Annotated in this window: 20 protein-coding genes; 17 read left to right on the top strand and 3 right to left on the bottom strand. The window is 62.4% G+C overall.

What is annotated here, in order from left to right; genetic code table 11:
- Positions 1–344 precede the first annotated feature (344 nt).
- Positions 345–1565, top strand: a complete 1221-nt coding sequence (locus tag BN2476_RS11210; RefSeq protein ID WP_087734213.1) for a D-alanyl-D-alanine carboxypeptidase family protein — start codon at positions 345–347, stop codon at positions 1563–1565.
- Positions 1566–1654: 89 nt separating this feature from the next.
- A complete protein-coding gene (locus BN2476_RS11205; protein ID WP_087734212.1) occupies positions 1655–1924 on the top strand; it encodes a DUF493 family protein in 270 nt (89 codons plus the stop codon).
- Positions 1925–1952: 28 nt separating this feature from the next.
- Here the strand turns inward: BN2476_RS11205 and BN2476_RS11200 are convergent, their stop codons facing one another.
- Entirely contained in the window at positions 1953–2984 is a 1032-nt protein-coding gene (locus BN2476_RS11200; RefSeq protein WP_087734211.1) for a transcriptional regulator GcvA, read from the bottom strand.
- A gap of 98 nt (positions 2985–3082) precedes the next feature.
- Here BN2476_RS11200 and BN2476_RS11195 point away from each other — a divergent pair, with 98 nt between their 5' ends.
- The 3 genes from BN2476_RS11195 to lipA all read left to right on the top strand — a co-directional run bounded on the left by BN2476_RS11195 (position 3083) and on the right by lipA (position 5256).
- Positions 3083–3409: a DUF2917 domain-containing protein gene (locus tag BN2476_RS11195; protein WP_087734210.1), complete on the top strand. Its 327-nt coding sequence runs from the start codon at positions 3083–3085 to the stop codon at positions 3407–3409.
- A gap of 76 nt (positions 3410–3485) precedes the next feature.
- Positions 3486–4253: a lipoyl(octanoyl) transferase LipB gene (gene lipB / locus BN2476_RS11190; RefSeq protein WP_087734209.1), complete on the top strand. Its 768-nt coding sequence runs from the start codon at positions 3486–3488 to the stop codon at positions 4251–4253.
- A gap of 13 nt (positions 4254–4266) precedes the next feature.
- Complete coding sequence (lipA, locus tag BN2476_RS11185) at positions 4267–5256, top strand: lipoyl synthase (protein ID WP_087734208.1); 990 nt, start codon at positions 4267–4269, stop codon at positions 5254–5256.
- Between the two features lie 334 nt (positions 5257–5590).
- Here the strand turns inward: lipA and BN2476_RS50095 are convergent, their stop codons facing one another.
- On the bottom strand, positions 5591–5725 hold the full coding sequence (locus BN2476_RS50095; protein WP_268957893.1) for a hypothetical protein: 135 nt from the start codon (positions 5723–5725) through the stop codon (positions 5591–5593).
- Between the two features lie 103 nt (positions 5726–5828).
- Here BN2476_RS50095 and BN2476_RS49685 point away from each other — a divergent pair, with 103 nt between their 5' ends.
- From BN2476_RS49685 to BN2476_RS11165, 4 genes are read left to right on the top strand one after another with little or no spacing between them, the layout of a single operon-like run.
- The gene (locus tag BN2476_RS49685; RefSeq protein ID WP_369122647.1) at positions 5829–6008 is read left to right on the top strand and encodes an Hcp family type VI secretion system effector; all 180 of its coding nucleotides are present in this window, start codon (positions 5829–5831) and stop codon (positions 6006–6008) included.
- 22 nt (positions 6009–6030) lie between these two features.
- A complete protein-coding gene (locus tag BN2476_RS11175; RefSeq protein ID WP_087734207.1) occupies positions 6031–6510 on the top strand; it encodes a DUF2778 domain-containing protein in 480 nt (159 codons plus the stop codon).
- Positions 6507–6812, top strand: coding sequence for a hypothetical protein (locus tag BN2476_RS11170; RefSeq protein ID WP_087734206.1), 306 nt, complete (start codon positions 6507–6509; stop codon positions 6810–6812). The genes BN2476_RS11175 and BN2476_RS11170 overlap by 4 nt, the downstream gene beginning before the upstream one ends.
- Positions 6813–6815: 3 nt before the next feature.
- Positions 6816–7304: an Hcp family type VI secretion system effector gene (locus BN2476_RS11165; protein WP_268957894.1), complete on the top strand. Its 489-nt coding sequence runs from the start codon at positions 6816–6818 to the stop codon at positions 7302–7304.
- A 236-nt stretch (positions 7305–7540) separates the two neighbouring features.
- Here the strand turns inward: BN2476_RS11165 and BN2476_RS11160 are convergent, their stop codons facing one another.
- Complete coding sequence (locus BN2476_RS11160) at positions 7541–8314, bottom strand: DeoR/GlpR family DNA-binding transcription regulator (protein WP_087734204.1); 774 nt, start codon at positions 8312–8314, stop codon at positions 7541–7543.
- 311 nt (positions 8315–8625) lie between these two features.
- On the opposite strand from BN2476_RS11160, the gene ugpQ reads away from it, so the two are divergent.
- The 8 genes from ugpQ to BN2476_RS11120 all read left to right on the top strand — a co-directional run bounded on the left by ugpQ (position 8626) and on the right by BN2476_RS11120 (position 18714).
- On the top strand, positions 8626–9390 hold the full coding sequence (gene ugpQ, locus BN2476_RS11155; RefSeq protein ID WP_087734203.1) for a glycerophosphodiester phosphodiesterase: 765 nt from the start codon (positions 8626–8628) through the stop codon (positions 9388–9390).
- A 71-nt stretch (positions 9391–9461) separates the two neighbouring features.
- Positions 9462–10568 carry an ABC transporter substrate-binding protein gene (locus BN2476_RS11150; RefSeq protein ID WP_087734202.1) on the top strand — a complete coding sequence of 369 codons (1107 nt, stop codon included), beginning with the start codon at positions 9462–9464 and terminating at the stop codon, positions 10566–10568.
- 119 nt (positions 10569–10687) lie between these two features.
- Complete coding sequence (locus BN2476_RS11145) at positions 10688–11629, top strand: ABC transporter permease (RefSeq protein WP_087734201.1); 942 nt, start codon at positions 10688–10690, stop codon at positions 11627–11629.
- Positions 11626–12465 carry an ABC transporter permease gene (locus BN2476_RS11140; RefSeq protein ID WP_087734200.1) on the top strand — a complete coding sequence of 280 codons (840 nt, stop codon included), beginning with the start codon at positions 11626–11628 and terminating at the stop codon, positions 12463–12465. Before BN2476_RS11145 ends, BN2476_RS11140 begins: the two co-directional genes overlap by 4 nt.
- Before the next feature lie 14 nt (positions 12466–12479).
- Positions 12480–13553: an ABC transporter ATP-binding protein gene (locus tag BN2476_RS11135; protein ID WP_087734199.1), complete on the top strand. Its 1074-nt coding sequence runs from the start codon at positions 12480–12482 to the stop codon at positions 13551–13553.
- 384 nt (positions 13554–13937) lie between these two features.
- Positions 13938–15218, top strand: coding sequence for a dicarboxylate/amino acid:cation symporter (locus tag BN2476_RS11130; protein WP_087734198.1), 1281 nt, complete (start codon positions 13938–13940; stop codon positions 15216–15218).
- Positions 15219–15221: 3 nt separating this feature from the next.
- Positions 15222–17318, top strand: coding sequence for a sensor histidine kinase (locus tag BN2476_RS11125; RefSeq protein WP_087734197.1), 2097 nt, complete (start codon positions 15222–15224; stop codon positions 17316–17318).
- Positions 17319–17361: 43 nt separating this feature from the next.
- Positions 17362–18714: a sigma-54-dependent transcriptional regulator gene (locus tag BN2476_RS11120; RefSeq protein ID WP_087734329.1), complete on the top strand. Its 1353-nt coding sequence runs from the start codon at positions 17362–17364 to the stop codon at positions 18712–18714.
- Positions 18715–18775 lie beyond the last annotated feature (61 nt).

The raw sequence follows: 18775 nt of genomic DNA, 5'->3' as shown, positions 1-18775 counted from the left end.
GCGTGCCGCCCTTTGTCGTCATAAAACCCGCGCAATTGCGGGAAAAAACTCGCTGAGGCACCACAAACTCCAGGCAAATTGTCAGGCAGCCGCTTGTATAATGAGCGCTCTTTTTTTGGGCGCAGCGTTGCCCGTCTGGTGGATCGAATCGCCTGTCCGTAAGGTTTCGACGGCGGATTCGGCGCGAGATGCGAGGCGCGCTGCGCGAACCGATAGTCTGACGAGCAGTCAAATCGACGCCGCACCGCTTGCGCGCGGCGGCGCCTGCGAATCCGGCATCACGCGAACATCCGAACTGCGCTTCCCTTGCGCACCCAGAACATACTTCTGTCCGAACCGATCCTATGCGCTTTTCGAACCCCGGCCATTCCAGCTCCGCTTCTTTCATTCCGCAAACCGTCGCCAGCAAGCTGGCCTTGGGGCTCGTTCTGCCCGCTGCGCTCGTCGCGAGCAGCGCGTTCGCGCAGGTGCCGCCGCCGGGCGTGAACGCGCGCTCGTGGGTGCTCGTCGATGCAACCAGCAACCAGGTGCTCGCGTCGGGCAATCCGGATGAGCGCGTCGAGCCGGCATCGCTGACCAAGCTGATGACGGCGTATCTGGTGTTCGAGGCGCTGGCCACGAAGAAGATCACGATGGACCAGACGATCAATCCGAGCGAAGCGGTGCGCCGCGTGAAGACGGATGAATCGCGCATGTTCATCGAGGCGAACAAGCCCGTCACCGTGCACGACCTCGTCTACGGGATGATCGTGCAGTCGGGTAACGACGCGGCGATCGCGCTAGCGGAACTGGTCGGCGGCAGCGAATCGCAGTTCGTCAACTTGATGAACGCGGAAGCGCAAAAGCTCGGCATGACGCACACGCACTTCTCGGACGTGAACGGCATGCCCGATGCGCAGCACTACACGACGGCGGGCGACCTCGCGATCCTGTCCGCGCGACTGATCCGCGACTACCCGGATTACTACAACATCTTCTCGGTCAAGGAATTCACGTATAACAAGATCAAGCAGCCGAACCGCAACCGTCTGCTGTGGATCGACCCGACCGTCGACGGCCTGAAGACGGGCCACACGCAGGCGGCTGGCTACTGCCTGATCGCGACCGCGAAGCGTCCGCTGGCGGGCGTGCCCGATGCGTCGCGCCGTCTCGTCACGGTGATGATGGGCGAGCAGAAGGAGCACGACCGCGTGCAGGACAGCCTGAAGATGCTGAACTATGGCTACTCCGCGTACGACGCGGTGCGTCTGTACAAGGCCAGCCAGGTCATCGAGACGCCGCGCGTCTACAAGGGCTCGCAGGATACGGTGAAGCTCGGCGTGAAGTCCGATCAGTACATCACGCTGCCGAAGGGCTTGGGCGACAAGGTCAAGCCGCAGGTCGAGCATGCCGATCCGCTGATCGCGCCGATCACGGAAGGCCAGCAGGTGGGCAGCGTGAAATTCGTCGCCGACGGCAAGACGCTCGCGCAGGTTCCGCTGGTCGCGCTGCAGGCTGTGCCGCAGGCGGGCATTGTCGGCCGCGTGTGGGATTCGATGATGCTGATGTTCAACAAGAAGAAGTAAGCCGGCAACAAGAACAAGATCTGCGGCTTGCTTTTTCTCCGCGCGCAATCATATGTGGTGATTGCGTGCGGTGAGTGAAGGAGTCGAGGATGAGTCCCGTGAACGAATCATTGATAGATTTTCCCTGCGATTTCCCCATCAAGGTAATGGGCAAGTCGCACCCGGATTTCCAGACGACGATCGTCGAGGTGATCCGCCAGTTCGACGGCGGTTTCGACGCGACGCGTATCGAAGTGCGGCCGTCGAGCGGCGGCAACTACACCGGCCTGACGGTGACGGTGCGCGCGCTGAACCGCGAGCATCTTGACGACATCTACCGGGCGCTGACCGGGCACCCGATGGTAAAGGTCGTGCTGTAAAGCGTCTTGATGCACGGGCGGTGGCGCGCTAGCGCTCCGTCTGTGCCGCTGCTGGAAGCTGGACGTGCAATGCGTCCGGTGCGCTCTGCGTCACTTTATTCCCCTGCATCCCCTGCATCCCCTGCGTCGCCGAGCGCATCGCGTTTTCGGTGCATGCCTTTTCGAAAAGCTTCCTGAAGCGCGCCACTTCGTCGAACACCCAGTCGCGGAACGCCTTGACGCGCGCCGTTTGCAGCAACTGCGGCGTGCAGATGAAGAAGTATTGCCACGGGCTCGGGCCGTCGATATCGAAAAGCCGCACGAGCCGCCCCGCCGCGACTTCGTGCATCGCCAGCGAGCGGCGCGTCAGCGCGACGCCCTGGCCGTCGATGGCCGCCTGCAGCAGATTCGACGAATCCTGATACAGCACGCCGCGCTTCGGCTCGGACCAGTCGGTGAGCCCGGCCGCGTCGAACCACGGACGCCAGAGTTCGTCGTCGGAGCGCAGCAGCGTCACGTTGGCGAGATCGGCGGGCGTTTTCGGCAGATTGCCGCCGTTGAAGGTCGGCGAGCAGGCGGGGAAAAACACTTCCTCGAGCAGCAGCTCAGTGTGCAGCCCCGGATAGTTGCCGTAGCCGAAGCGGATCGCGGCATCGACGTCGTCGCGGGCGAAATCCGTCAGCGCGTTGGTCGACAGCAGTTCGAGATCCCACTGCGGATTCGCCTCGATGAAGCTGCCGATGCGCGGCGTCACCCAGCGCGCCGCGAACGACGACAGCATCGACACGACGAGCCGGCGGTCGCGGTCGCCGGCGCGAATCTCGCGCGTGGCTTCCGCAAGCGATATCAGCGCCGTGCGCACCTGCGCGGCATAACGGCGGCCGACATCGGTGAGCCGCACGCGCTTGCCGTCACGAACGAAGAGCTTCACGCCCAGCTCTTCTTCGAGCGCGCGGATCTGATGGCTCACGGCGCCGTGCGTGACGAACAGTTCGTCCGCCGCGCGCGAAAAGCTCTCGTGACGGGCGGCGGCCTCGAAGGCCTTGATCGCGTTCAGCGCCGGCAGTTGACGAAGATCCATCGCAATTTTTCTCACAAAGCCGTGAAAAATGATCGTTTGGCGTAAACCCTTGCCACGCCTACGATTGTAGCCATGAAGCGATTTTTGGCGAGGCCATCATGCGAGAAATTTCCTCTAGCATCACGTTTGAAATCGTAGCCGGCGAAACTGTTCCGATGAAGGTCACGCGCAGCACGCGGCTGGCCGTCTCGGGCGGCGCGGTGTGGGTGACGCGCAGCGACGATGTCGAAGATTACTGGCTCGAACCGGGCAAGACGCTGCGTCTGCGGCGCGGCGAGCGGCTGTGGCTGTCGGTCGAGCGGGGCACGCAGGCGCGCGTGGCCTTCCTCGTGCCGACGCGTGCCGACGAGAAGGCGCTCAACTGGTTTGCCCGCGTCAGCGAACGTTTCGGCGCGTGGCTTCGCTCGGGATGGCGCACCGTCTGATCGCACGGCTCTTCGATCCTGCTTATTGTCCTCCGGGCCGGCGAGGCGCGCAGGTTTTCGGTAAACTCCCGGAATCATGTGTGCCACGCCGGTTTCATCGTCCCCCGTATCTTCGAGTTCCAGTCAGCCTGACGCCGCTGCGCGAGCCTGGCCCGCGCAGTCGGTGACGGTGCGCTGGCGCGGTTCCGAGGACTATCAGGCCAGCTTCGACGCGATGCGCGCATTCACCGACGCTCGCACGCCCGAAACGTCAGACGAAATCTGGCTCGTCGAACATTCTCCCGTTTTCACGCTCGGCCAGGCCGGCGATCCCGCGCATCTGCTCGCTGCCGACAGCGGCATTCCGCTCGTCAAGGTCGATCGCGGCGGGCAGATCACGTATCACGGTCCCGGCCAGGTGGTCGCGTATCTGCTGCTGGACTTGCGTCGCCGCAAGCTGATGGTGCGCGAACTGGTGACGCGGATCGAGCAGGCCGTGATCGACACCCTCGCGGCGTATAATCTCGCCGGAGAACGCAAGGCAGGCGCGCCGGGTATCTACGTCGCGCCAGAGCAGCCGGATGCAGGGCTGCACGTCGGCGCGAAGATCGCCGCGCTGGGCCTGAAGATCCGCAACGGTTGCAGCTATCACGGTGTGAGTCTCAACGTGAAGATGGACCTGCAGCCGTTTCTCGCCATCAATCCGTGCGGTTACGCGGGGCTGGAAACAGTCGACATGGCGACGCTCGGCGTCGCCGCCGGCTGGGACGACGTAGCCCGGACCCTGGCAGCAAGCCTCATCGCCAACATCGACGGCCGTCCCGCAGCCGTCGGCCAACCGCAGGCGGGCGCCATCGCCGCCTGACTGGAACGAACGAATGACTGACGTTACCGCGAATCCCGCAGCTTCGAACGCCGCTCCGGCGCCTTACGACGCTACCGCGAAGCAGAAGGCGCAAGCCAAGACTGCGCGCATTCCGATCAAGATCGTTCCGATCGAAAAACTCAAGAAGCCCGACTGGATCCGCGTGAAGGCGGCGACGGGCAATTCGCGTTTCTACGAGATCAAGCAGATTCTGCGCGAGCACAATCTGCACACGGTGTGCGAGGAAGCGAGTTGTCCGAACATCGGCGAATGCTTCGGCAAGGGCACTGCGACGTTCATGATCATGGGCGACAAGTGCACGCGTCGCTGCCCGTTCTGCGACGTCGGCCACGGCCGTCCCGATCCGCTCGATCCCGAAGAGCCGGGCAACCTCGCGCGCACGATCGCCGCGCTGAAGCTGAAGTACGTGGTGATCACGAGCGTGGATCGCGACGATCTGCGTGACGGCGGCGCGGAGCACTTCGTCGAATGCATCCAGAAGACGCGCGAGCTGTCGCCGGAAACGCGCATCGAAATCCTGACGCCGGACTTCCGCGGCCGTCTCGATCGCGCGATCGGCATCCTGAACGCCGCGCCGCCCGATGTGATGAACCACAACCTCGAAACGGTGCCGCGCCTGTACAAGGAAGCGCGTCCGGGTTCGGACTACGCGCATTCGCTGAAGCTGCTGAAGGACTTCAAGGCGCTGCATCCGGACGTCGCAACCAAGTCGGGCCTGATGGTCGGTCTCGGCGAGACGGAAGAAGAAATCCTCCAGGTGATGCGCGATCTGCGCGAGCACAATGTCGACATGCTGACGATCGGCCAGTATCTGCAGCCGTCGGAGCATCACCTGCCCGTGCGCGCCTATGTGCATCCCGACACGTTCAAGATGTACGAGGAAGAAGCGTACAAGATGGGCTTCACGCACGCGGCCGTCGGCGCGATGGTGCGTTCGAGCTATCACGCCGATGTGCAGGCGCATGATGCTGGCGTGGTCTGAGCGCGTGCAGCAGTAGCACCAGGTTGAAGCAGAAAAGCCCGCTTAATAAAGCGGGCTTTTTTTCGTCTGCGATTTGAATAGCGACACAGCCCCACATGCTCCCCGCCGCCTGGGTGGGGTCATTCCGCAAATGGACCCGCGCGCGGCTTTTCGTGGCCCGCTATGCGCGCCGCATCATTGATGTCAAAGATTGTTGCAAATGAATTTGTTCTATTTGCAAGCCTGCGATAACGGCGTAGAAGCGAATTTCGCACACTGGGTTATGAGGTTCTGATATGGCAATTCCGCTTCACCTGTGGCTGAAAGATTCAAACGGAGCCGATATAGCAAAGTTTCAGGCGGTGATGGCAGTATCGAAGTCCTGAGCGTCGCGCACGGCATGAGCACACACGTCGATGGACATACCGGGCGACTGATGGGAGCGCGGGTGCATCGGCCACTCTGCATCGAAAAGGAAATCGATCGGCATCACCGATCCTCTACCGCGCCATCGCACGAAGCGAGCTATTGGGCGAGGCGATATTGCGCTGGTATCGGGTCGATGAAGCAGGCAACGAGGTTGATACTTCAGGATGACAATGACGGGCGTATGCATCTCTTCAATCTCTCCGCGCATGCTGACCTTCAAGGACCAAGCCAAGCAAACGCAAAACCATACTGAGCTCGTGGATCTTCGCTACTCCTCGATTACATGGCCCTACATCGACGGCAATCTGATCTTTAAATACGACTGGAACGAACTGTCGTTTTGACCCATGAAGGGAACGCACAACCATGCCTGTGTTTTGCACATACACACTCAACAGGAAAGAGACTTCGCCGCTTGTCTGCTCGGGCTTCGGTTCGGTAGACGCCTATTCGGGCCATGGAAAAGACACGAACAATCCCGACTTTGTAGCCGATGTGGGCGTGGGCGCGATACCGCCTGGCACTTACTACATCGTGGATAGAAGTTCAGGCCGCTGGTTCGGGTGGGTACTTGACGATTTCGGAGCCGTCATTGGCACCACCGACCGGCGTAAGTGGTTCATGCTCTGGAATACATATACGGGCGATGCGACGATGGTACACGGGGTAAAGCGCGGCCTTTTCCGCCTGCACCCTGATGGACCCCATCACAGGAGCGATGGTTGCATCACCATCAAGAACCCCGCCGATTTTGAAAGGCTTCGTAGTTACCTACTCGCCAGGGGCGCGACAATGCCCATACCGGGCACCGATATGAAAGCCTATGGCCGGGTAGATGTGCGATGAAACGCCTTGCGTTCTTCGGTTGGTGTGTTGCCACGTTTTGCGTGTGCATCCTCATGGTGATACCCATTGGCCGCTTCACCTTTGCCCACTACTTCGACACGCCGGAATGGTTCAAGGCGTCGATTAGGTGGATAGCCTACCGCTCCTTCGCTTCAGAAACCTACCATCGCGAATCTATGGATATAGAGGATGCTTGCGATCTAGTGCTTATCATCATAGACCTGATGCTGGCTGCGGTAATCGTTGTTCCAGCAAGCATATTCGCATGGCGACGCTTCGTGCGTTCACCGCAGCATTACTAACGAATTAGGGAATTCAATGTCGAACGACATTTCATCAAGATTCAAGGTATCGACGGGGAATCGCAAGACGCGATGCACCTGAATGCAATTGACGTGGTTGACTGGACGTGGAAGGTTGAGCAGCAATCAAACATGATGTCGGGATCAGGTGGCGGTGCGTCAAAGGCGAGCGTCAGCTATCTGGAATTCACGCACATGATGGACCGGGCAAGCCCGAACCTCGCGCGCCACTGTTTCACCGGAAAGCACATTCCGGAAGCGAAGCTGACGATGCGCAAGGCCGGTGGCGTCCCCCACGAGTTCATGCGAATTACCCTCTATGACGTTGTGATCTCACGCGTCCAACCGCTCGCAGGCGGACAGGCTTGCATTGAAAAGGTCGGGCTATCGTTCGCGCGAATGAAGAAGGAATACATTCTCCGGAACGCCATAGGCGGGAATGCCGGAACCGTAACCGCTCTCATCGACGTCAAAGAGAACGTCTCACGGTAGGCGCATGCTGGCAGGCACCGCCTGCTCACGATAAAATCGAACCGTCCGCAAAGCGCAAAGGCCCTCGACGCGGACTAGGCACTTTCGCCGCTCCCATCTCCCAGCGGGCTTTTTTGTTGCGGCACGGTTCATTGCGCTGCGTGCGTGAACCCATGCAAATGCGCGATCTTCGAAGCGCACAAAATACAACTGCGCAAAGACAAGCAACACAAGGCCATACGGGAGCACGTATAAGTTCAGGCGAGAATCACCTTGCCGACTTTGCGCTTCAATTGCGCAAATGCCGCGACGTCCGCTGCTTTCCGGTTGGTAATCAGCAGATCGATTTTTTCGGGCGCGCAGTACGCGATGCGGCTGCGCTGACCGATCTTGCTGTAGTCCGCTAGTATCACGACAGTGTCCGCGTTGCCGACCATCGCGCGCGCGACCTCCGTTTCCGCGCGGTCATAGTTGGTCGCACCATGCTTTGGGTCGACGCCGACGGGTGACAGCAGCGCGATGTCCGCTCGATAACGCTGGATGTCGAGAATGGTCGTATCGCCCGCCGTCGATAACGCGCGGTCGCTGATTGAACCGCCCAGCAGAATGACCTCGTTCGCCCACGATTCGCGCTGTTCGGGCGCGCCGCGCATCTTCAGCGCTACGTCGATCGAATTGGTGACGATGGTGAGGTTCGCGAGTTTCGCGAGTTCATCGGCGAGTGCCGCGGTCGTCGTGCCCGCGTCGATGAAGAGCGTCTGTCCGCTCGCAACGACACTCGTCGCGGCCTTTGCGATGGCCTTCTTGGATTTCACATGCGTCTGTGCGCGCTCTGCGATGGGCGCTTCGTCGGCGTGCTTGATCGCGCCGCCATGCACGCGCCGCAGTTCACCGAGCGCCTCGAGATCGAGCAGGTCGCGCCGCACCGTCTCGCGCGATACACCCAGGTCCGCCATGATGCGCTCCGTCGATACGCGATGGAGTGTCGATAACAGCGCGCGTATTCTCTGATGACGATCTTCCTGCCACATGCGTGATCTTCCTCGCCTGTTCTTTAACGTTGTGCGACCGTCGCGCTTCCATGCACGGGATGACTATCAATGCATTGTGTCGGAGCGATGTCAAAGCGCATAACGACGCCATACGTGTGTACTTTTGGGTTGTATTTTTTTGGGAGCTTGCAAGTTTGGGTATTTGAATTTAGCCTTCGCATTCTGAGGCAGTTCCACCCGATTTGAAACAAACCAAACATTCGCGATCCTCAGGATAAGATACACCGTCGCAATCGACGGGCGCACGACGCAGGCCGCAGTTCCATCAGATCATTGTGAAGGCATGCACGATGGGCAACGGGATCGATCAGGCACTATCCGCAGACTGGCCTTATCCACGGCTCGTCGCACATCGAATCGGCGGCAGGCTCGCGCCGGAGAATACGCTTGCAGGCTTCGACGCGTGCATCCGTTTCGGCTACAGGATGATCGAGTTCGACGCGAAGCTCTCCTCCGACAATCAAGTCTTTCTGCTGCACGACGACAATCTCAACCGCACGACCAATGGCCGCGGCCCCGCCGCGCAACACACGTGGCAACAACTCGCATCGCTGGATGCGGGCGCGTGGTTCGATGTGCGCTTCAAGGACGAACGTCTGCCCACCCTAGCGCAAGTGGCGGCGCGCTGCGAACGCGAAGCGATCGCTGCCAACATCGAAATCAAACCTTGTCCAGGCCGCGACGAGATCACCGGGCGTCTCGTCGCCCTCGCCGCGAAGGACTTGTGGCGCGCGCGAAAGCCACTGCTTTCTTCATTCTCGTTCGACGCGCTGAAAGCCGCGCGCGATGCCGTGCCATCGCTGCCGTGCGGCATGCTGTTCGATGCACTGCCACGCGACTGGCTGCGCATCGTGCGCGAACTCGCGTGCGCATCGCTGCATGCGAACCACCGGCATCTGACTCAACAGAACGTCCGCGCGATGCGCGACGCCGGGCTGCGCGTGCTTGCGTACACGGTGAACGATCCGGCGCGCGCACGCGAACTCGCGAAGTGGGGCGTCGACATGATTTGTACCGATCGCCTCGATATGATCGGCGAGGACGTCGTCAGCTAAGTGTGCAGAGACACAGACGGCGATAACCAGTTTTCCTAACGTAGCAATTTTCGGCAGAGGATGAGAAGACCATGAAACCGACCACGTTACGTTGTTTGCTTTCGATGTCGGCGCTGGCCGGCGTGACCGCCGCGAGCAATGCGGTAGCGGCGCCTTCCGATGCGCTCGTTGCCGCCGCGAAGCAGGAAGGGCAACTCACTGTGATCGCGCTGCCGCACGACTGGTGCGGCTACGGCCCGATGATCGCAGCCTTCCAGAAGAAGTACGGCATCAAGATCAACGAGCTGAATCCGGATGCGGGGTCCGGCGACGAGATCGAAGCGATCAAGGCGAACAAGGGCAACAAGGGTCCGCAAGCGCCCGACGTGATCGACGTCGGTCTTTCGTTCGGTCCCGCTGCAAAGGCGCAAGGTCTGTTGCAGCCGTACAAGGTGTCGACGTGGAAAGCGATTCCGGACGATTCGAAAGACGCTGAAGGCTACTGGTACGGCGACTACTACGGCGTGCTCGCGTTCGAAGTGAACGCGGACATGATCGACAAGGTCCCGGCCGACTGGAGCGATCTGCAAAAGGCCGACTACAAGAACGCCGTGTCGCTCGCGGGCGATCCGCGCTCGGCGAACCAGGCGATCCAGGGCGTGTACGCAGCGGGCCTCTCCATCGCGAAGGGCGACGCGAACAAGGCCAGCCAGGCCGGCCTCAAGTACTTCGCCGATCTCAACAAGAGCGGCAACTTCGTGCCCGTGATCGGCAAGGCGGCCTCGCTCGCGCAAGGCACGACGCCCATCATCGTGCGCTGGGACTACAACGCGCTCGCCGACCGCGACACGCTGAAGGGCAACCCGAAGGTACACGTGGTCGTGCCGAAGACGGGTGTCGTCGCGGGCGTCTACGTGCAGGCGATCAGCGCGTACGCGCCGCATCCGAACGCAGCGAAGCTGTGGATGGAATACCTGTATTCGGACGAAGGCCAGATCGGCTGGTTGACGGGCTATTGTCATCCGATCCGCTACAACGAGCTGGTCTCGCAGAAGAAGGTGCCGCAGGCGCTGCTCGACAAGCTGCCGCCCGCGTCCGCATACAAGAGCGCTGTGTTCCCGACCTTGCAGCAACAGGACGCGACGAAGGATGTCGTGACGAAGCAGTGGGACCAGGTCGTTGGCGCGAACGTCAAGTAAGCGCAGTATGGCGTTGCGATGCGGGCCGCGCTGCGTCGCCCGCATCGCCTGCCGGACGGCGATGATGCCACGCGAGGCAGGGCAGGCGTGTCTGTTCGAGGGTGAGCGAGGGTGAGTTGATGAGCGCTTCATCGGAAGCCGGGCCGGGCGGTCAGGCGGACCTGATGGTTCCGTCCGTGCCGGCGCCCGCGCCGAAGGTCGACGGTCCGGGCCGGTCGTCGCCGCTGTGGACGTGGATCGGCGTGATGCCGTTCTTTGTCTTTGCGTTGCTGTTCCTGATCCTGCCAACAGGCTTCCTGATGGTCGGCGCGTTTCAGGACGCGCAAGGCCACTTCACGCTCGCCAACATGCGCGACCTGTTCCAGGAGGGCACGCTCGACGCGTACTGGATCAGCTTCAAGGTGAGCGCGGCATCGGCGTTCGGCGGCGCGGTGCTCGGCTCGCTGCTCGCATGGGCGGCCGTGCATGGCAAGCTGCCGGGCTGGATTAGGCCGACGCTGCTCACGTTCTCGGGCGTCGCATCGAATTTCGCGGGCGTGCCGCTCGCGTTCGCATTCATCTGCACGCTGGGGCGCGTCGGCCTCGTGACGGTGCTGCTCAAGAAGTACACGGGCATCAATCTCTACTCGACGGGCTTCAGCATCTTGAGCTTCTGGGGCCTGACGATCACCTACCTGTATTTCCAGATTCCGTTGATGGTGCTGATCATCACGCCCGCGCTCGACGGCCTCAAGCGCGAGTGGCGCGAAGCGTGCGATTGCCTCGGCGGCACCGCGTATCAGTACTGGCGCCATGTGGCGTTGCCTGTGCTGTGGCCGAGCGTGTTGGGTGCGACGCTGCTGCTGTTCGCGAACTCGTTTGGCGCGGTCGCGACGGCGTATGCGTTGACGGGCAGCTCGTTGAACATCGTGACGATCCTGCTCTACGCGCAGATTCGCGGCGACGTGCTGCACAACCAGAACCTCGGCTATGCGCTCGCGCTCGGCATGATTCTCGTGACGGGGCTGTCGAACGGCGGCTATATCTGGCTGCGCTCGCGCGTCGAAAGGGGGCGCAGATGAGCACGCAATCGAACAGCCAGACGAACACGCAGTCGCACGCGCAACCGAACACGCAATCGCGCGTGGGCGCATGGACCGCGATGATCGTCGGTTCCCTGTACTTTCTGATTCCGCTGATCGCGACTTTCGAATTCAGTCTGCGCATGCGCCGCGGCATGTACAGCTTCGATGCGTACCAGGTCGTGCTCTCCGACTCGCATTTTCAGGCGTCGTTCGGCTATTCGATTCTGATGGCGTTGCTGACGATCGTCGTCGGCGTGCTGCTCGTTGTGCCGACGGCTTACTGGGTGCAATTGCGTTTGCCGAAGCTGCGCGGCATCGTCGAGTTCATCACGCTGCTGCCGCTCGTCGTGCCCGCGATCGTGATCGTGTTCGGCTATCTGCGCATCTACAACAGCAGCTCGATTCTGCCGCTGACGTCGAACGAACGCGCGACCGATCTGCTGCTCGTGTTCGGCTACGTGACGCTGTCGCTGCCGTACATGTATCGCGCCGTCGATGCCGGTCTGCGCGCCGTCGATATCCGCTCGCTGACGGAAGCAGCCGAATGTCTCGGCGCGAACTGGCCGACCATTCTCTTCAAGGTGATCTTCCCGAATATCCGCTCGGGCATTCTGTCCGGCGCGTTTCTCACCTTCGCGGTCGTGATCGGCGAATTCACGATTGCTAGCCTACTCGACCGCCCGGCGTTCGGTCCGTATCTGCAACTGATCGGCGCAAACCGCGCCTACGAGCCGTCCGCGCTCGCGATCATCGCGTTTGCCGTCACATGGGCGTCGATGGGGCTGATCCAGGTGTTCGGCTCCGTGCGCACGCTCGCTGCGCACAAGCCCTAAATCGAGGCAACGTCATGGCGTTTCTTGAAATCGACAGCCTGCACAAGACATTCGGCGCGAACACGGCGCTGCATCACTTCGACATGAAGATCGAGCGCGGCGAATTCATCACGTTTCTCGGGCCGTCGGGATGCGGCAAGACGACGGTGCTGCGCATGATCGCCGGCTTCGAGGCGCCGACGCGCGGCACGATCCGCCTCGACGGCCGCGACGTCACGCATCTGCGCACACGGCAGCGTAAGGTCGGCATGGTGTTCCAGGCGTATGCGCTCTTTCCGAACATGACGGTCGCCGAGAACATCGGCTTCGGGCTCAAGGTCGCGCATCGTCCGCAGAGCGAAATCAAACAGCGCGTCGACGAGATGCTGCAATTGATCAAGCTGCCGCATCTCGGCGAGCGGTATCCGTGGCAACTGTCGGGCGGGCAGCAGCAGCGCGTCGCGCTGGCACGCGCGCTCGCGGGCAAGCCGCAAGTGCTGTTGCTCGACGAGCCGCTATCGGCGCTCGACGCGAAGATCCGCATTTCGCTGCGCCAGGACATTCGCGCGCTGCAACGCGAGCTCGGCATCACATCGATCTTCGTCACGCACGATCAGGAAGAGGCGCTGTCGATTTCCGACCGCATCGTGGTGATGAACGAAGGGCGCGTCGAGCAGATCGGCACGCCGCTCGAGATCTACAACTATCCGCGCACACGTTTCGTCGCGTCGTTCGTCGGCACTCTGAACATTCTGTCCGGGCATGTGATCGATCCGTCGACGGGCCGCATGGCCGTCGACGGCCAGGAACTGCGCACGGCGCAAACGCTGCCTGTCGGCGATGCGGGCAAGAAGCGCATGCTCGCGCTGCGTCCCGAGGCGATCGTGCTCGAAGCGCCTGCCGCGGGCCGCAATACGCTGACAGCGACCGTCGAAGAAGTGAGCTTTCTCGGCGCAATTGTGCGCATCCGGACTCGCGTGAAAGACGAAGTGATCTCGCTCGACATCTTCAACGATCCGAACCGCCGATTGCCCGAACGCGGCCAGCCTGTTGCGCTCGGTTTCTCGCACGAGAATCTGCTCGTGCTCGAAGAAGGAGTTCAGGGTTAGCCCTGGGTTCTGCCGACAAGGGGCGTTCGGGATTCCGGACGCCCTGATTCCGGATTTCCGGAAACCCGGAAGCATCGTTTCGTCATCCAGCCGAATTGGCCTTGTAAATCAACGCGCTACGTCTGTTATGCGCGCTGGCATCGACCTTGCGAAGAAGACATGCGGCCGCAATGGCCCACCCACTACAAAGCAGAGTAACGCGCTACAGCGCCAGCTCTGGTCGATAGGAGACAACGATGCCCGAGTTCCTGTTCTGGTCCCTCTGATTTCGTCGTCTTGTCGCGGGCTTGCTCACCGCGCATGACGCACGTCTGACCGTACCTCATGCGCGACGTGGCCGGCCTTCGGTCCACCCTGGTTTTACTCCATTGCAGGAACACCATCGTGAAGAAACCTTTTTATAAAGTCCTCTACGTCCAGGTGATCGTCGCGATCATCATCGGCATTGCGCTGGGGCACTTCTATCCGTCGCTCGCCACCGACATGAAGCCGCTCGGCGACGGCTTCATCAAGCTGATCAAAATGGTGATCGGGCCGATCATCTTCTGTACCGTCGTGACGGGTATCGCCGGCATGGAAGACATGAAGAAGGTCGGGCGCGTGGGCGGCAAGGCGCTGCTGTACTTCGAAATCGTCTCGACGTTCGCGCTGATTCTCGGCTTGGCCGCGACGCACCTGCTGCGGCCGGGCGTCGGCTTCAACGTCGATCCCGCCTCGCTCAACGGCAAGGAAGTCGCGTCGTATGCCGCGAAGGCGCATGGCCAGACGACGGTCGACTTCCTGATGCACATCATTCCGGACACGCTCGCGTCGGCGTTCTCGCAAGGTGAAATCCTGCAGATCCTGCTGGTCGCGCTGCTGTTCGGCGCAGTGCTCGCGCATATCGGCGAACGCGGCAAACCGGTGACGAGCTTCATCGAAAGCCTGTCGAGCATCCTGTTCGGCATGGTCGGCATCATCACGAAGCTCGCGCCGATTGGTGCGTTCGGCGCGATGGCGTTCACCATCGGCAAGTACGGCATCGGCTCGCTGCTGCCGATGTTGAAGCTGATCGGCACGTTCTATCTGACGTCGATCGTGTTCGTCGTCGTCGTGCTCGGCATCATCGCGCGGATGGTGGGCTTCAACATCCTGCGCTTCGTCGCGTACATCAAGGAAGAAATGCTGATCGTGCTGGGCACGAGCTCGTCGGAAGCGGCACTGCCGCAACTGATGCTGAAGCTCGAAAAGCTCGGCTGCTCGCGCTCGGTGGTGGGTCTCGTCGTGCCGACGGGCTATTCGTTCAACCTCGACGGCACCAACATCTACATGACGATGGCCGTGCTCTTCATCGCCCAGGCGACCAACATCGACCTCACGTGGGGCCAGCAACTGACGCTGCTCGCGGTGACGATGCTGACGTCGAAGGGCGCAAGCGGCGTGACGGGCGCAGGCTTCATCACGCTTGCCGCGACGCTCGCCGTCGTGCCGACGATTCCGCTGTCGGGCATGGTGCTGATTCTCGGCATCGACCGCTTCATGAGCGAATGCCGCGCGCTGACGAACATCGTCGGCAACGGCGTGGCGACGGTTGTGGTGTCGGCATGGGAAAAGGAACTGGACCGCTCGAAGCTGCGCGCCGCATTGCGCCGCGATGTGTCGGTCAACGAAACGGCCGAGGTCTGAGCCATGAAGGCGGCGCCGCGGCAACATGGCGCGGCGCCGCTCGCAACGAATGCGGCGGGGTCCGACGGATCGCCGCCTGATGCATCCGATGGTCACGCGGGCGCCGAGGCGCCCGACGGCTTCGACGCGTGCGATGGGCTCGACGAACGCGGCGTACCCGACGATGCGGCGCGATATGCCACAATAGGCGATCCCCATCGAACGACTTCTGCCATCGTGACGCGCCGCCTGCTGATCCTGTTCGCGCTCGTCGCCGGGCTCGTGGCAGCCTGCGGGCTCACGTGGAGCATCACGTGGCAGCACGGCATCGATACGCTGCGGCGCAACGCCGCCGTGCGCGCCGATCGCACGACGAACGCGCTCAGAAGCACGCTCGAGCGCTACGAGTCGCTTCCTTATCTGCTCGGCGAGCATCCCCTCGTTCAGGACGTACTCGTGGCGCCCGACGCGGACAACGTCGCGCGTGCCAATCAATACCTCGAAGACCTCAATCGCCGCGCCCGCGCGAACGTCGCGTACATCATCACGGCGGCGGGCCGCTGCGTGGCGGCGAGCAACTGGAATCAGCGCGACAGCTTCATCGGCCAGGAGTATCGGTTCAGGCCGTATTTCGTCGAGGCCGAGAAGGGCAAGGTCGGTCGCTTCTTCGGCATCGGCACGACGTCGCTCGATCCGGGCTACTACATTTCGCAGCCGGTGCGACGCGATAACAAGATTGTCGGCGTAGCCGTCATCAAGCTGAATCTCGAATGGTTTCAGGGCGCCGACGCATCCGAGCCGTTGATCGTCACTGACGATCACGGCGTGATCTTTCTGTCGTCGGTGCCCGCGTGGAAATATCACACCGTCAAGCCGCTATCGAGCGACGTGATCGCGTCGATCTACGACACGCGCCAGTACGCGCGCCAGCCGATCGCGCCGCTGCCGATGACGGTCGTGGGCACGCTCGAAGGGAGCGCGCAGATCGTGCGCATCGGCGGCGGACGCTATGCGCCGCGTTTTCTCGCGTCGACGCGCGCGCTCGGCGAGCCGGACTGGCGGCTCATCACGATGGCGCCCATCGATCCCGTCAATGCGGACGCGCGTTACGCGACGATCGTGACAGGCTTCGGCTATGTGTCGCTGTGCCTGTTGCTGTTCTACTGGCGCATGCGACGCGCGCGCGTGCGCGAAGTGATGCGCAGCCGCGCGCTGTTGCAGAAGGCCTACGCCGAGCTGAACCAGCGCGTTGCCGAACGCACCGCCGATCTGTCGCAAGCAAACGAGCAATTGAAGAAGGAAGTGAGCGAGCGCACGCGTGCGGAACAGGAGTTGCGCGCCGCGCACGACGAACTGATTCAGGCGAGCAAGCTCGCGGCGCTCGGTCAGATGGCGGCGGGCATCACGCATGAGCTGAATCAGCCGCTCGCCGCGTTGCGCGGCTTCTCCGACAACACGCGCGTGTTTCTCGAACGCGGCGATCATGCCTCGGCGAAAGACAACCTCGAAGCGATTGCCGCGCTGACCGAGCGCATGGGCAAGATCACGAATCAGTTGAAGCTCTTCGTCGGCCGCGCGCGGCCGCGCAATGCGCGCGCGGGCGTCGCGCGGGCGCTGCGCAACGTGCTGACGCTGTTGCAGAAACGCTTGCAAGGCGTGACGGTCGATATATCGTTGATCGACGAGGGCGCGGCGCCCGTGCGGCTCGACGTCGAGAGCGACGATCCGAAACTGGTCGCGCATTGCGACGATTTGCGGCTCGAACAGGTGCTGATCAATCTGCTCGGCAATGCGCTCGACGCCGTGGCGGGCACGCCTGCGCCGCGCATTGCGATCGACGTGGAGACGGCTCAGGCGCTGCTCAAGATCACCGTGAGCGACAATGGTCCCGGCATTCCCGACGACGTGCTTCCGCAGCTCTTCGAGCCGTTCTTCACGACGAAGGAAATGGGCCAGGGACTGGGACTGGGGCTTGCGATCTGCTCGTCGATTGCGCGCGATTGCGGCGGCTCGCTCGTCGCGCGCAACAACGCACAGGGCGGCGCCGCGTTCGTACTGACGCTGCGCCGCGCGGGCGCGCAGGCAACGGATATCGCGGACTCCGTCACGACGGGCTCGTGACTGGGCGCAGATTCAACGCATGGATAGATTGGCAGGGAACATCGTGAACAAGGGCTTGCAGGTCCTCTATATCGAAGACGACGAACTCGTGCGGCGTGCGAGCGTGCAAAGCCTGCAGCTCGCGGGGTTCGAAGTGGTGGGGCATGCGTCGGTGGAATCGGCGGCGCGGCTGATCAACGCGGACTTTTCGGGCGTGATCGTGAGCGACATCCGCTTGCCTGGTGCGAGCGGTCTCGACCTGCTCGCGCAATGCCGCGAGCGCGCGCCCGATGTGCCTGTGATTCTCGTCACAGGGCACGGCGATATTTCGATGGCCGTCCAGGCGATGCGCGACGGCGCGTATGACTTCATCGAAAAGCCGTTCGCGTCGGAACGGCTGATCGAGACCGTGCGCCGCGCACTGGAGCGTCGCACGCTGGTGCTCGAAAACCTCGCGCTGCGCCGCGAACTCGCGGAGCAGGGTACGCTTGCGCCGCGCATCATCGGACGCAGTCCTGCCATCGAGCAGGTGCGCAAGCTGATCGCGAACGTCGCGCCAACGGACGCCTCCGTGCTGATCAACGGCGACACGGGCGCGGGCAAGGAGTTGATCGCGCGCAGCCTGCACGAGCTGTCGCCGCGCCGCGACAAGCCGTTTCTTGCCGTCAACTGCGGCGCGCTGCCAGAGCCGATGTTCGAATCGGAGATGTTCGGCTACGAGCCGGGCGCGTTCACGGGCGCAGCGAAGCGGCGCATCGGCAAGCTCGAGCACGCGTCGGGTGGCACGCTCTTTCTCGACGAAATCGAAAGCATGCCCCTCGCGTTGCAGGTCAAGCTGCTGCGCGTGCTGCAAGACGGCGTGCTGGAACGGCTCGGGTCGAACCAGCCGATACGCGTCGATTGCCGCATCGTCGCGGCGGCGAAGGGCGATATGACTGGGCACGTCGCGGCGGGCACGTTCCGGCAGGATCTGCTGTATCGGCTCAACGTCGTGACGATTGCGCTGCCGCCGCTGTCGGAGCGGCGCGAGGACATCGTCCCGCTCTTCGAGCATTTTCTGCTCGACGCGGCCGTGCGTTATCAACGGCCCGCGCCGATTCTCACTGACCGGCAGCGCACGAATCTGATGCAGCGCGAATGGCCCGGCAACGTGCGCGAGCTGCGCAACGCGGCGGATCGCTTTGTGCTGGGCGTCGGCGACGATACGGCGACGACTGCCGACGATGCCCTCACGTCCGTTACGCAGCCGTTGAAGGAGCGAGTCGAGCAATTCGAGCGCGCCGTCATCGCCGAGGCGCTGGAGCAGACGGGCGGCGCCGTCGCGGTGGCGGCGGACAGATTGCAGGTCGGCAAGGCGACGCTCTACGAGAAGATCAAGCGTTATGGCCTGGCTGCGCGTGGGGAAGGGGAGCGGTGAAGCGGGAGGTGCTGCTGACGGCGGGTGCGCTGCGACGATTCAGCGCGAGGCCCGCCGTCGA

The organism is Paraburkholderia piptadeniae (genome assembly GCF_900007165.1).
Classification (GTDB): Bacteria; Pseudomonadota; Gammaproteobacteria; order Burkholderiales; family Burkholderiaceae; genus Paraburkholderia; species Paraburkholderia piptadeniae.
Note: the sequence above shows the minus strand (reverse complement) of the source record. Positions and strands in the feature narration are given on the sequence as shown.